Source organism: Tenacibaculum sp. 47A_GOM-205m (assembly GCF_000518405.1).
GTDB lineage: Bacteria > Bacteroidota > Bacteroidia > Flavobacteriales > Flavobacteriaceae > Polaribacter > Polaribacter lutimaris.
Genome location: NZ_JADN01000003.1, coordinates 116471 through 131537, shown reverse-complemented (window position 1 = coordinate 131537; position 15067 = coordinate 116471). Strand labels below are relative to the sequence as shown.

Genomic DNA, 15067 nt, shown 5'->3' with positions numbered 1-15067 from the left:
TGAATTGATATTTAATTATTATTAATTGTTTCTTTTACTTCACCACATTTTAGCATCATATCACCAAAATACGGATTTAACACTTGTTTTTCTTTACTTAACCAATAAGCTCCTTTATCACTATCTGCCATAGGACAGTACTGTTTATAAGCCACCTCATTAATCCCGAAAGATTGTACTGCCACAATAAAATGTTCTGACAATACTTTAAAATACTTTCGTTGTGTATCTACATCTGTTGTTTTTGCTATTTCTATGTTACTTGACTTTAATGCGGGAATTAATTGCATCCACTGTTTGTGAGCTTCTTCGTTAGTTAACAACTTCATATCAACTAATGTTAACTCTTTTTGTAAGTTTTCTGCACTTGTTTTGGCTGCATTTGCATCAGTTTTTACTAAAGCGTCTTTTAAACCTATATATCCATCATAAGCTTTTTGTAATTGCTCTTTAAATGCTTTAGGAGTACTAAAAGATTCTATAATTTCTTTTGTATGATTCATCATTGACTTTTTTCCTTGCAATTGTGCTGAAGCGTCTATGGTAAATATTCCATTCGTAACAATTTCTTCTCCTGACTTTAACCCTTTTTCCACTTGATAGTTGTCTCCTGCTTTTCCACCTAATACTACTTCTCGCATTTCAAAAACTGGTTTACTTTCATCGGGTTTTACATATACAACTGAACGCTTTCCTGTCCATAATACTGCTGTTGCAGGAATACTTAATTGTTCCTTTGTCTGTTTCTCTGTAGCTTCCACTTTTCCTGTAACAAACATGGCTGGTTTAAACTTCCCTTTACTATTGTTTAGTACAGCACGCATAGTTACTGTTCGAGTTTCTTGATTTAACACAGGGTTTATAAACGAAACTTTTGCTTTGAAAGTTTCATTAGGATAGGCATTTGTAGTAATTGATATGTCTTGACCTACTTTAAAGTTACTGATTTGATTTTCATACACATCAAAATTTGCCCATACTGAATTCAAATTGGCTATTTTTAGTAATGCTTGTCCCTGACTTACATAATCACCTTGCTCAACTAGTTTTTCAGATACTGTACCAGAAACCGTAGCATATACAGGAAAGTTTTCTTTTACTTTTCCTGTTTTTTCTATTTGATTGATTTGATTTTCAGAAAGCTTCCATAGTTTCAATTTATTTCTAACTGCATTGTACAATGCTGGTTGACTTTCTTTTACTGAAGCTGCTGTTAACAATTCTTGTTGTGCTTTTACCAATTCTGGAGAATATACCGTTGCTAACAACTGACCTTTTCTTATTTTCTCTCCTGTAAAATTCACGTTTAAACGTTCTATCCTTCCTGCAAAATAGCTTACCTGCACTGCATTTGATTTTTCGTTTTCTGCTATTTTTCCGGATAATGTAATTGTATTATCTGTACTTATAGCATTACCAATCACAGTTGTTTGTACATTAGCCAATGCCATTGCATTTTTAGTCAATTTAAACTGATTTGCAGCTAGTCCTTCAGCTCCTGCTTCCGCAGGGATTAAATCCATTCCACAAATAGGACAATCCCCAGGTTCTGGTTGCATAATTTGTGGATGCATAGAACAGGTCCACATTTTATTTCCTTCTGCTACTTCACTTGCATGGTCATGACTTCCTCCTTGTGAAGAACCTCCAAAGAGTAACCATCCTAACGCTACCCCAACAATTAAAATTACTATATAAACTATATATTTTTTCATCTGTTTATTTTATTAAATAATTAATAATGGTACTTTGTGTGTAATAAGTTACTTCTGATGTAATCATGTTTGTTTGAAACTTTAATTGTAACTCTTGAATATCTAACACATCGTTAAAATCGATTGTACCTGTCTCGTAACTTTTAACTAAAATTTGTTCAGCATTTTTTGCTTGTTCTAAATTTTTAAGTTGTGTTTGATGACTTATCATTGCTGCGTTTCTGTCTGATACAGCTCTATACAATACAGTCTCTAACGTATTGTATCGTTGTTGTTTTTGCGAAAGAATTTCTTCTTGCTGTAACTTATTTTGCTTAGTTATAGATTTATTCTTCTTATTGAATATAGGGATTGATAATGACACCATTGGCATTACAATATCCTTCCCATTCTCTGGCATATCCATATCTGTACGTTTGGCTACATTTACATAATCAAGACCAAAACCAATCATAGGTTGTTTATCTTTTTGATTTAACAACTCAGATTTCTCCACTGAAGTATACATTTTATCAAACTTAACCAACTCTGGGTGCAACTGTAAATTACTCGGCTGTATTTTAGCAGCCTCCGCTGGAATCGGTAAACTATCTACAACCCTAACAGAAGTTCTAATATCCTGATTTAACAATTTATTAAATGCTTTTTCTATACCTGAAAAAGTTTCTGCTAGTACTTCATTTTGCTGGTTTAATTCATTTCGCCTTATCTGTAACCTTAACACATCTACCGCAGATGCTTTACCTACTTCTACCGAAGTTAATGCAAGTTTCTCATACGTCTTCAGCAATTCTATATTTTCATCTAATACTTTTTGCTTTGCTTTAATTTCATAGAGTTTATAATACAATTGTGCAACCGAAGTCATCAACTTACGTTTTACAACCATCATATCTTGATAACTAGCGTCAGCTAATGATGACACATAGTTTTCTCGTGCAGATATAGTTCCAAAAAAAGGAATCATTTGTTTTACTGAAAGCTTAAACTGCTGTGGACCTGTACGTGTTTCTGGTTCACTTACAAAATATCCTGCTCCAAACTCTGTGTTAGGCAAAGTATTTACTTCTTCCTTTTTTTCTGAAATACGTTTGTATTGCGCCTCAAACTGCTGTACTTCTGGATTGTTTTCTAAAGCTGTCTCAATATATTCCTGTAGGTTTTGTCCTTGCATTGTAAAAGCAAAAAACACAAAAGCTAGAAATAAGATTGCTTTTTTATTATTTATTTTAAAACTCATCTCTTTTCGTTTTTCGTTTTAATAAAAATTCTTCACGCCAACTATACAGTACTGGTACAATAAAATACGAAGTCACATCTATAATCATTCCTCCAAAAGCAGGAATAGCCATTGGAATCATGATATCACTACCTCTTCCTGTTGAAGTTAATACTGGCAACAAGGCTAAAATGGTGGTTGCCGTTGTCATTAAACATGCTCTAATACGTTTGTTTCCTCCATGTAATGCAGATGCTCGAATAGCTTCAATTGTTTGAGGTTTATCTCTATTAAATGTTTGTGTTAAATAGGTAGCCATTACTACACCATCATCGGTTGCAATTCCGAATAATGCGATAAATCCTACCCAAACAGCAACACTTAAATTTATTGGATGCATTTGAAATAATTCTCTCAAGTTTTCTCCAAATACACTAAAATTCAAGAACCAATCTTGTCCGTATAACCACATCATTATGAATCCACCTGCAAAAGCTACAGTAATTCCTGTGAATACCATTAATGAAGTAGCTACTGAACGGAACTGAAAATACAGTATTAAAAAGATAATCATCAACGCCAATGGCACTACTACTGATAGTGTTTTTTCTGCTCTTAATTGGTTTTCATAAGTTCCTGTAAACTGATATGATATTCCTTTTGGAACAGTTAGCTCTCCTGAATCTATTTTTTGTTGAATTACTTTTTGAGCTGCTTCTACCACGTTTACCTCAGCAAAACCATTTAACTTATCAAACAATACATATCCGATTAAAAAAGTATCTTCACTCTTAATCATCTGTGGTCCTTGCTCATAACGAATTGTTGCTAATTCGCTTAATGGAATTGGCGATCCGTTAGCTACTGGTACATAAATATTTTCTAAGTCAGTTGGGGATGAACGTAGTTCTCTTGGATAACGAACTCGAATTCCATAACGCTCTCTTCCCTCCACCGTTTGCGATAATTGCATACCTCCTACTGCTACTTTCAATACATCTTGTACCGTTTGAATAGCTATTCCGTAGCGTGCCAATTTTTCTCTATTAATATCAATTAATAAATACGGTTTCCCTACAATTCTATCAGCAAAAACTGCTTCTTTTTTAACTCCTTCAACCTCTTTTAAAATTCCTTCGAGTTCTACTCCGAAAGCCTCAATTTGTTTTAAGTCTTGTCCTTTTACTTTAATTCCCATTGGAGCTCTCATTCCTGTTTGCAGCATTACCAATCGAGTTTCTATAGGTTGTAATTTAGGTGCAGACGTTACTCCTGGTAACTTGGTAACTTTTACTATTTCGTTCCAAATATCATTTGGTGACTTGATGTTTGGTCGCCAATTACGATAAAACTCACCATCTTCATCTTCTATTAATTCATTTGATGAAACCTCATAAAAAACAACTTCTGATGTCTTATCTGTCAAACTTGGGTTCGCTACCGTTTTACCGTTTTTCAACAGAAACAATCCGTCCTCATTTACCCTATAACGTTGACGTTTTCCTTCAGAATTTAACGTATATTCTGGCTTGTAGTTAATCACATTCTCATACATTGATAAAGGAGCTGGATCTAATGCTGAATCTGTTCTTCCTGCTTTACCTACAACCGTTGCTATCTCTGGAATGTTAGCAACCGCCATATCTAATTGCTGTAATACACGTTTGTTTTCTTCCACCCCTGAATGCGGCATAGAGGTCGGCATCAATAAAAATGACCCTTCATTTAATGAAGGCATAAACTCTTTTCCTGTATTTTTAAAAATTAGGAATCCACAAGTTAATACTGTTAACGGGATAGTTAAAAACAGTAATTTGTTGTTCAATGCCCATTGTAATATTTGATTGTAATATTTTTGCAGTAAGCTAAAAAAGCCTAACAGCCCGAAACAAACAAGTGCTACAAATAAAAGATTGGTAACAATACTTTTATCTACTCCCAGAGGTCTCCAGTATTCTGCTAACAAACCAACAATTGCCAATGCAGATATAATGATATTAATGGTATTTACTGACAATATGAAATTATAGTTGAAAAACGAGAAATGAATTGTTGTCTTACCTGAATAATTACTCCAAAACTGTATAGCTCCATAGGCAACTAACACAATACCTAACCAATATCCATAAAAAAGTGCAATGCTTCCTAAAGTTATTAAAACTCCATTTATAATATATTTAAAGTTTTTTGTTAACTCTTTTTTCTTGAATAGAACAGCCGCAAATGGTGGTATTAAAAACAAGGCAACTACAATAGCTGCTATTAAAGCGAAAGTTTTGGTAAATGCTAATGGGCGGAATAGTTTTCCTTCAGCTCCAATCATTGTAAACACAGGTAAGAAACTAATAATAGTTGTCATTACCGCTGTAACAATTGCCCCAGAAACTTCTGCTGTTGCATTGTAAACCAACTTATTTATTGGCAACTTGTTCTCGTCTTTCTCTAAATGACTAATGATATTTTCGGAGAGTATGACTCCCACATCTACCATGGTTCCAATAGCAATAGCAATTCCTGATAAGGCTACAATATTTGCATCAACTCCAAAGGCTTTCATTGCAATAAAAACCATCAATACTGCCACAGGTAATAATCCTGAGATTAACACGGAAGCTCGTAAATTGAAAACCATCACTACGATTACTAAAATGGTGATCAGTATTTCTAGCGTAAGCGCCTCATTTAAAGTGTCTAAAGTTTCATGAATTAACTCTGTACGGTCATAAAACGGAACAATTGTTAGTTGAGAAGTTCTACCATCTTTTAACTCTTTACTTGGTAAACCTGCACTTAGTTCTTTAATCTTTTCCTTTACATTAGTAATTACTTCTAAAGGATTTGCTCCATAACGGGCTACTACTACACCTCCTACTACCTCAGCTCCTTCTTTATCTAAAATCCCTCTACGAGGTTCTGCTCCTAACGATACTTTTGCAATATCTTTTACTCGTATTGAAGTATAATTTTTAGCAGTTACTACAGCGTTTTCAATATCTGCTATTGACTTTACATATCCTAAACCACGGACTAAGTATTCTGCTTGATTTATTTCTATAGTTTGTGCTCCAATATCCTGATTACTTTGCTTTACCGCTGCCACAATTTGCTGTAAACTGATATTGTATTGACGCATTAGTTCTGGCTTTACATCAATTTGATACTCTTGAACATATCCACCAATAGAACTTACTTCAGATACTCCATTTGCAGACGAAAGAGCATATTTTACATAATAATCTTGTACGCTACGCAATTCATTCAAATCCCAACCACCTGTAACATTTCCTTCTTCATCACGCCCTTCTAATGTATACCAAAAAATCTGCCCCAATCCAGTGGCATCTGGCCCTAATGAAGGACTTACTCCTTCTGGTAGTAAATTACTTGGTAATGAATTTAACTTTTCAAGAATTCGAGAACGACTCCAATAAAAATCCACTCCTTCATCAAAAATGACATAGATACTTGAAAGTCCAAACATAGAAGAACTACGGATAGTTTTTACTCCAGAAATTCCTAATAAAGATGTTGTTAATGGGTATGTTATTTGGTCTTCTATATCTTGCGGAGATTGTCCGTCCCACTTTGTGAAAACAATTTGTTGATTTTCACCTATGTCTGGTATTGCATCAACAGCTACAGGATTGCTTGGTAAAAAACCTGTATCTAAATTAAATGGTGCATTTACAGTTCCCCATCCTACAAATAAAACAAGTAATATAACTGCTACCAGTTTGTTTTCTATTAAAAATTTGATGCTTTTATTTAGCATAAAAAATGATTTTAAACAATATTAAACATTGATGTTTTTAAAAACATCGAATACGACAAATCATCCTATTGAAATTCTCAAAAGGACAAATAGTTATTGCTTAAAAATCATATTAAATATACTTCATCAAGTACATGAATATCCTTGACGACGAGTGGAGGTGTATAATCTTTGAAAGGAATTACTTTATCGTGAATTCCTTCAAATAAATTAATGTAGCTATAGTAAAATGAAGCTATAAAAACTTGTTGATCAAAAGGCAATTGATCAAAAGAAGTAAGCTTTAGAGTATCTTGTCCTTCAACTACAGAAGCAACATCTTGACAGCAATCTTTCTTTATTACAGAGCACTCATCAGACCTTTTTTCTTGTTGCATATCCATACCACAAGATTCGGCCTTAACAAAATAGCTTGTAGCCACTAACATATCACCACAAAAGTGACTATTAATGGTAAATGACATTGTAGACAATAATACTACAAAAGACATTAAAATAGATGCTATTTTACCAAATGTTTTTTTCATTTTACATCACAAAAGTACAAAAAATTAATTTTCAAAAACTTAAACAATCCTTAAAACCATTTCTTATGTTTAAAATAGCCCAACATTATTAAAACGATTAGCAGAATAACAGCTAACATCGTGAAATATCCATAACGATATTTTAGTTCTGGAATATACTCAAAATTAGTTCCATAAACACCTGCTACAAATGTTATTGGTATAAAAACAACCGAAAAAATAGTGAGTATTTTCATTATATCGTTTAAACGATTGTTCACATTGGTTGAATATACAGTAAGTTGTTCGCTTAACATATTTTTGTAATTTTCAACCAAATCATAACTTCGTTGAATTAAATCTTGTAAATCATTAAAAAAGGGCTGTTCTTTTTTAGTAATCAGATCCGTTTTAAATTCTTTGAAATTACTTATTGCTTCACGAGCTGGTCGTATTGCTTTTCTAAAATAGTTAAGTTCTATCTTATTTTTATTAATCTCTTCTAAAATATCTTTATTAGGTTCTAGTAAAATTTTATCTTCTAAATCCTCTACTTTTTCACCAAAAGTTTCCATTAAGAAATTGTAATTGTCTACTATCAAATCTAATAAACAATATTTTAAATAGGTAATGTTATAATTACGAACTCTTCCTTTTTTATTGCGTAATCTTTCTCTTACTGGCTCAAAAATATCTCCTTGCTTTTCCTGAAATGTAATCAGTATATTTTTTGTTAGGTACATGGAAATTTGTTCCGCTTCTAGTCGGTGTTTTTTCTCATCTAAAAACATCATTTTAATACTCGTAAAAATGTAATCTTCACCAATATCTACTTTTGGTCTTTGACCTGTATTTGCAATATCTTCAAGAACAAGTGTGTGAATAGAAAAAAGTTTTCCTATTTCTCCAAGTAGTTCAACATCATGTAACCCATCAATATTAATCCATACTTTTTCATACTTATTTAAAAAATTTGAAAGTTCGTTTATAGTTTGCAATTCTACTTCAACTATTGTATCTGTATCATAACCAATTAATCGTATTCTTGTATTTTCTTCCTTTTGATTTCCAACAAAAATTGGGTTTCCAGGAATTACATGTTTTGTATGTTTTTGTTTGGTGATAAATCGCGTCATCCTCTTTTTTTAAGCAAGCTTAAACAGCTTATATAATTTAGCAAGAATAATAAGTTCTGATTTATTTTTACCTGCTGTAGAATTAGAGATTTCGTGTGCAGCCACCAACAAATTATGAATTACATCTTTAGAAAACTCTTCTTGATGCGTTAAATAGTAGTTTTTAAAATTCTCATAAGCTTCTTCTGAACTTGACTTGTCTTTAATAAGACTTCGTAAAGTTTCATAAACTTGTTCGCTACCAGATTTGTTTGAGTTAGACCAGTTTTTTTCAACTCGTTTAACAATACTCTTTTTCTCTTCTACGGTCATGTTTTTATCTGCCATTGAAACGGCATAAAACAAATTGGCCAAACCTTCGTAAAATTCTTCTGTAAAATTCATGATTAAACTATTTCTGGTAATATTAATATCGGTATTTTACTATGAAATGCCGATTTTTTTATTACATTTTCTTCTAATAAACGGTTAAAGAAATTGTGTTTATGATTTAACAACACCAGCAACTCACTTTGGGTTTCATCTATATGTTTTTCTATAGTTTGAGTTTCTGAACCTTCCAAATCTATCTTTTTATAAGTCACATTTAAATCTTGCAGTAACTCTCTTAACTTCACTTTATTTCTTTGCTGATTTTCTGTTAAAAAAGTTTCTTCTGATAAATTTACAACTTCTAATCCACACTTTTTCACAAGACTTAGGTTAATTAAAAATTGTAATTCATTTTTCACGTACGATCTTTTATAATTTGTTGAGAATATAATTTGACCTAGTGGCTTGTATTTATAGTTCATTGGAACTACGATTAAAGGACAGTTTTCAATAGCATTAATCATTTTCATAGTATTGGTTCCTATAAAGGTTTCTGCTAAACTTTTAGCCCCTTTGGTTCCTGTAACAATTACATCAATATTCTTTTCTTCAATTGTTTTGGTTACTGCTTTAGTTAATGAATTTGATGCTACCAAACTTTTGTAAGTAAACGAACTTTCTTCTCTATTTAAAACCTCTAATAAATATTTTAGCTCATCCTCAATTTCATTATCCATTTCATTAAACCATTTATCATTTTTTTCATCACTTAACAATTCAGAAGGCTGACTTACATACACATCTAATAAATAAATAGTTGCTTCAACTCCTTTAAATAATTGTTTAGTATAATTCAACGCATTGATAGCTGCTTCAGAAAAATTATACGGAATTAAGATGTTTTTCATAATGAAATAGAATTATGATTACCTATCAAATATAATTTTTTATTTCGATATTATATTTACGAAACCAGAAGTATATTTGTATTAAAAAAACTTAATCATGAAAAATCGTTTTTTAGAATTGTCTTTCTACAATCCATTTATACAGTTCTTGCTTTTAGTAGCAACACTATTTTTTTTGATTTATATTACCAAAAAACTTACTAGATCGTATATCGTAAAAAACGCTATTGAACCTCATAGGAGAAAGCTAATATTAAACCTAAGCTATTTTTTATATTATACATTAGCTCTCTTTATTTCATTAATTATTTTTGGTATTAATTTTAAAGAAGTAATTGTTTTTGCTTCTTCAATACTTGCTGTACTGGGAGTTGGTTTCTTTGCTCAGTGGTCAATTTTATCAAATCTAACAGCTAGCATCATCTTATTTTTTTACCATCCAATGCGTATAGGTGACACCATAAAAATTATTGATAAAGACTTCGATTTACAAGGTGTGGTAAAAAACATTACAGGTTTCTACGTTCTTTTATACATGCCAGAAGAAAAAAGAGAAATAACTGTGCCTAACACAATTATATTATACAAAGGAATTGAACTTATAAAGAAACAAAACAATAGTTAAACCACTGTAAATTAATTTTTTAAAAAAAATAAAAAAAAGTTTGTTGTATTAAAAAATAGTTTACATTTACGACATCTTATTATATAAGTCGAATGTTACGTTTTACTTATTTCGGTAATAACTTTTACGGGAAGATTAAGAGTTGTTTAGTGTTTTGGAAACACAACGAAAAAATTAAGGATTCTTCCATTCCTCAATACTCTCTACCACTGAATTTTTATAAACAGTGCGGTGATTGCTTAGCTTTAAGAGTCTAACTATTCATATTATTTTGGTCTAACAATCTTGTTATAAACAACAATGATACTTGTTATACATTTTATTTAAAAAAATTTTGGCGCATGCCTTAACTGCTTTTTGAATAATCTTTCTGTACTTAAAAAACAGATACAACTAAAAATAATAATGAATACTAAATATAAAGACTTAATAGAACAAACGTTTGATTTTCCTCAAGAGGAGTTTCACACAGAAAACAACAATTTATTTTTTCACGACATTGATTTAATGCAGTTAGTGAAGCAATACGGTGCGCCATTAAAGTTCACTTATTTGCCAAAAATATCAGAAAACATAAATAAAGCTAAGAACTGGTTTCATAATGCTATTGAAAAGCACAATTACAAAGGAAACTACAATTACAGCTACTGTACTAAAAGTTCTCATTTTAAATATGTGTTAGATGAAGCTTTGAAAAACGATATTCATATCGAAACATCTTCTGCTTTTGATATTGACATTGTAAAATCCTTAAAAAAAGAAGGAAAATTAAAAGACGATGCCTATGTATTATGTAACGGTTTTAAACGCGATCAATACATTGCTAATATTGTTAGTTTAATTGATGGTGGACATACAAACTGTATTCCTATCATAGACAATTATGAAGAACTCGATTTAATTTTAGACGAAACTAGAAGTAAATTCAAAGTAGGAATTCGGATAGCTTCGGAAGAAGAACCAAAGTTTGAATTTTACACTAGCCGTTTAGGTATTGGATACAAAAACATCGTATCTTTTTACGAGCGTGAAATCGCTAACAACCCTCAAGTTGAATTAAAGATGTTACACTTCTTTATCAATACAGGAATTAGAGACAACGCTTACTATTGGAACGAATTAATGAAATGTTTAAGTGTATATATTAAACTAAAAAAAGTATGTCCAACCTTAGATAGTTTAAATATAGGCGGAGGTTTCCCTATTAAAAACTCATTAGCTTTTGAGTTTGATTATGAGTATATGGTAGATGAAATCATCAATCAAATTAATGAGGCATGTAAACAAGCTGAAGTAGATGTTCCAAACATTTTTACAGAATTTGGAAGTTTTACTGTTGGAGAAGCTGGAGGTGCTATTTACGAAGTTTTGTACCAAAAAAGACAAAATGATCGTGAAAAATGGAATATGATTAATTCATCTTTCATTACCACTCTACCTGATTCTTGGGCTATTAATAAACGTTTTATCATGCTTCCTGTTAACAAATGGAACCATAGATACGAACGAGTGTTATTAGGTGGATTAACCTGCGATAGTGATGATTATTACAACTCAGAGCAACACGTAAATGCTATATATTTACCTGTATACGAAAAAGAATCTCCTTTATATGTAGGTTTTTTCAACACAGGAGCTTATCAAGAAACTATTGGTGGTTTTGGCGGATTACAACACTGTTTAATACCAACACCAAAACACGTGTTAATTGATAAAAACGAAAATGGTGATTTCACCACTAAATTATTTAAAGAACAACAAAAAAGCGAAGAACTATTATCAATCCTAGGGTACTAGTTTAATATTAATAAAAATGGAAAAAAGAAATTACGCAGGTATTCCTGATCAATACGCAAAATTAGAAACTGCTAAAGTAGTACTAATCCCTGTTCCTTATGATGGAACTAGTACTTGGCAAAAAGGAGCTGACAAAGGTCCAGAAGCGTTTTTAAACGCTTCTGAGAACATGGAATTATACGATATAGAAACTAATAGCGAAGTATATAAAGAAGGTGTTTATTTAGCTCCTGCTGTTACCGAAAACACTTCTCCAGAAGCAATGGTTGAAGCAGTACATGCAACTACCAAGAAATATATTAACAAAAATAAGTTTGTTACTCTTTTTGGTGGAGAACATTCTATTTCTATAGGAACCATTCGTGCATTCAACGAGTGTTTTAATAACTTAACAGTATTACACATCGATGCACATGCCGATTTACGTAAAGAATACGAAGGAACAAAGTGTAACCATGCTTGTGCTGTTTACGAAGCAAGTCAAACCACTAACTTAGTACAAGTAGGTATTCGTAGTATGGACATTACTGAGAAGTCTTCTATGAATATGGAAAAAGTATTCTTTGCTCACGATATGGCAGTAAACGAATATTGGATGGACGATGTAATTGATCAATTAACAGGAAACGTTTTTATTACGTTTGATTTAGACGCGATTGATCCTTCGTTATTACCAAGTACAGGAACACCAGAACCAGGAGGGTTATTCTATTATGAAACATTAGAGTTCTTAAAGAAAGTATTTACTGAAAGAAACGTAGTAGGTTTTGATATCGTAGAATTATGTCCTAACGAAAATGAGAAGTCTTCAGACTTTTTAGCGGCTAAATTATACTATAAAATGTTGAGCTATAAATTCACTTCTAACATGGAAGATGAAGAAGATTACAGCGATGATGACAGCTCACCATTTAATAAATTATCAAAGTTTAAAAGTAACGACGACGATTATTAAAATGCGCTTAGAAACCATTGCGTATCATTTAGAAAAGCGGATTTTACTCAGTCCTGTCCGCAAACAATTTAAATCGTTCAACTTAGTAAAAAGAGAGCATTCCTTTTTGCTATATAGAACTGAAAACAACTCGTATATTTATGTAAAAGACTACGGAAGTGTTGTTTTCATTAATTGTGAAGATGTTTTAATAAATGAAGTTGTTAATTTTTTAGCTGGAAAAGAAACAGCAATCCTCAGTCAATTACCTTCAGAAAAGTACGCGATTTCTTTTTCTGATACAATTGAAGTTGATTTTGGAAGCATTCTAATTAAAGAATTAAACGATGATGTAGCGCATACCATCATGCTCAATTTAGCACAATCAGTAGCATTGATGAATTATGTAAACAAAACATCTGATTTGCACGATAAAACATTAGTATACTCGAAGCAATTAGAAAGAACAGGAAACTTTAAACTTTCTAAAGTTCAAATGAGAAAATTTATTGGGAAAACCTTAAATTTAAAAAACAACATTGCAGAGAACCTATTTGTTTTTGACTCGCCAGATGTAGCTTGGAATAACAAAGATTTATCTGATTTAGATTATAAATTAAAAGATGAATTAGACATTATAAAACGCCATCAAGGAATTGAAAATAGTTTAAACGTAATTAAAGAAAATTTAGATTTATTCAACGATATACTACAACACAGATATAGCAGTATGCTAGAATGGATTATTATTATTTTAATTCTTTTTGAAGTGGTACAAGTTATTATTGAAAAATTAATTTAAAAACACAAGAGTTTATGAAATCATCCCTCCTAACATAGCAGAAGTAATTTCATAAACTGACAAAAAACAATAAAATGGACAAACCTATAACCAATTTTATAGAAAAATACTTCTTACACTTTAACGCTGCAGCATTAGTAGATGCCGCTAAAGGGTACGAAGCACAATTAGAGCAAGGATCTAAAATGTTAGTTTCTCTAGCAGGAGCTATGAGTACTGCAGAATTAGGAAAGATTTTTGCAGAAATGATTCGTCAAAATAAAGTCGATATTATTTCTTGTACAGGTGCAAACCTTGAAGAAGACATCATGAATTTAGTTGCGCATTCTCACTACAAAAGAGTTCCTAACTATCGTGATTTAACTCCGCAAGATGAGTGGGATTTATTATTAAAAGGATTAAACCGTGTAACAGACACATGTATTCCTGAAGAAGAAGCTTTTAGACGCTTACAAAAACATATTTTCAAAATTTGGAAAGATGCGGAAGAAGCTGGTGAGCGTTACTTTCCACACGAATATATGTACAAACTTTTACTTTCTGGAGTTTTAGAAGAGTATTATGAAATCGATTTAAAAGACTCTTGGATGTATGCTGCTGCTGAGAAAAACTTACCAATCGTAGTTCCAGGATGGGAAGACAGTACAATGGGTAACATTTTCGCTTCATATGTAGTAAAGGGAGAATTAAAAGCATCAACTATGAAATCGGGAATTGAATACATGACTTTCTTAGCTGATTGGTATACTGACAACTCAGAAAAAGGAATCGGATTCTTCCAAATTGGAGGTGGAATTGCAGGTGATTTCCCTATTTGTGTGGTTCCTATGTTATACCAAGATTTAGAAAGAGAAGACACTCCTTTCTGGAGCTATTTCTGTCAAATCTCTGATTCGACAACTAGTTATGGTTCATATTCTGGTGCAGTACCTAACGAGAAGATTACTTGGGGTAAATTAGACATTGATACTCCAAAATATATTATAGAAAGTGATGCAACTATTGTTGCTCCGTTAATTTTTGCGTATCTTTTAAACATGTAAAACATGAAACGAGTTATTGTAGACTACTCAAAGTTAACTACCGATATCTTGGATTTATTGGTAGAAAAGTATCCTGACGGATATGATCATTCAGACATTATCTCTTTTAAAAACAGTAAAGGAGAAACCGTAAAAGCTGTAGAAGTACGCACTGACGATACCTTATTTTTGGTAAAAATCAGTTCTCAATTACAGCAAACCATGGAAGACTATGATTCGGATGACGACGATGATGATAGAGATGATGAGTTTGATGAAATTGAAGTGTCTGATAATTTCGATAATGAATAGTTAACAA

General features: G+C 31.8%; 13 protein-coding genes. 6 read left to right on the top strand and 7 right to left on the bottom strand.

The features are described 5' to 3' along the window. Positions 1–11 precede the first annotated feature (11 nt). The 7 genes from N534_RS0100660 to N534_RS0100630 form a co-directional block, all read right to left on the bottom strand. Positions 12–1715, bottom strand: a complete 1704-nt coding sequence (locus tag N534_RS0100660; RefSeq protein ID WP_028890639.1) for an efflux RND transporter periplasmic adaptor subunit — start codon at positions 1713–1715, stop codon at positions 12–14. Positions 1716–1719: 4 nt separating this feature from the next. Further along, positions 1720–2955 (bottom strand): TolC family protein, encoded by a 1236-nt coding sequence (locus N534_RS0100655; RefSeq protein ID WP_028890638.1) that lies wholly within the window; start codon positions 2953–2955, stop codon positions 1720–1722. Further along, a complete protein-coding gene (locus N534_RS0100650) occupies positions 2945–6706 on the bottom strand; it encodes an efflux RND transporter permease subunit (RefSeq protein WP_028890637.1) in 3762 nt (1253 codons plus the stop codon). Before N534_RS0100650 ends, N534_RS0100655 begins: the two co-directional genes overlap by 11 nt. A gap of 107 nt (positions 6707–6813) precedes the next feature. Continuing rightward, positions 6814–7233 (bottom strand): hypothetical protein, encoded by a 420-nt coding sequence (locus N534_RS0100645; RefSeq protein ID WP_028890636.1) that lies wholly within the window; start codon positions 7231–7233, stop codon positions 6814–6816. Between the two features lie 50 nt (positions 7234–7283). Continuing rightward, on the bottom strand, positions 7284–8348 hold the full coding sequence (corA, locus tag N534_RS0100640) for a magnesium/cobalt transporter CorA (RefSeq protein WP_028890635.1): 1065 nt from the start codon (positions 8346–8348) through the stop codon (positions 7284–7286). A 9-nt stretch (positions 8349–8357) separates the two neighbouring features. Further along, the gene (locus N534_RS0100635; protein WP_028890634.1) at positions 8358–8732 is read right to left on the bottom strand and encodes a hypothetical protein; all 375 of its coding nucleotides are present in this window, start codon (positions 8730–8732) and stop codon (positions 8358–8360) included. A gap of 2 nt (positions 8733–8734) precedes the next feature. Further along, the gene (locus N534_RS0100630) at positions 8735–9568 is read right to left on the bottom strand and encodes a universal stress protein (RefSeq protein ID WP_028890633.1); all 834 of its coding nucleotides are present in this window, start codon (positions 9566–9568) and stop codon (positions 8735–8737) included. Between the two features lie 97 nt (positions 9569–9665). Between N534_RS0100630 and N534_RS0100625 the strand changes: the two genes are divergently transcribed. The 6 genes from N534_RS0100625 to N534_RS0100600 all read left to right on the top strand — a co-directional run bounded on the left by N534_RS0100625 (position 9666) and on the right by N534_RS0100600 (position 15060). Then, on the top strand, positions 9666–10193 hold the full coding sequence (locus tag N534_RS0100625; RefSeq protein WP_038005148.1) for a mechanosensitive ion channel domain-containing protein: 528 nt from the start codon (positions 9666–9668) through the stop codon (positions 10191–10193). A 405-nt stretch (positions 10194–10598) separates the two neighbouring features. Further along, positions 10599–11990 (top strand): arginine decarboxylase, encoded by a 1392-nt coding sequence (locus tag N534_RS0100620; RefSeq protein ID WP_028890631.1) that lies wholly within the window; start codon positions 10599–10601, stop codon positions 11988–11990. Between the two features lie 16 nt (positions 11991–12006). Continuing rightward, entirely contained in the window at positions 12007–12945 is a 939-nt protein-coding gene (gene speB, locus N534_RS0100615; protein ID WP_028890630.1) for an agmatinase, read from the top strand. Then, positions 12866–13726, top strand: a complete 861-nt coding sequence (locus N534_RS14185) for an RMD1 family protein (RefSeq protein ID WP_081728249.1) — start codon at positions 12866–12868, stop codon at positions 13724–13726. The genes speB and N534_RS14185 overlap by 80 nt, the downstream gene beginning before the upstream one ends. A gap of 74 nt (positions 13727–13800) precedes the next feature. After that, positions 13801–14769, top strand: a complete 969-nt coding sequence (locus tag N534_RS0100605) for a deoxyhypusine synthase family protein (RefSeq protein WP_028890628.1) — start codon at positions 13801–13803, stop codon at positions 14767–14769. Between the two features lie 3 nt (positions 14770–14772). Continuing rightward, on the top strand, positions 14773–15060 hold the full coding sequence (locus N534_RS0100600; protein ID WP_028890627.1) for a hypothetical protein: 288 nt from the start codon (positions 14773–14775) through the stop codon (positions 15058–15060). The last annotated feature ends 7 nt before the right edge of the window (positions 15061–15067 follow it).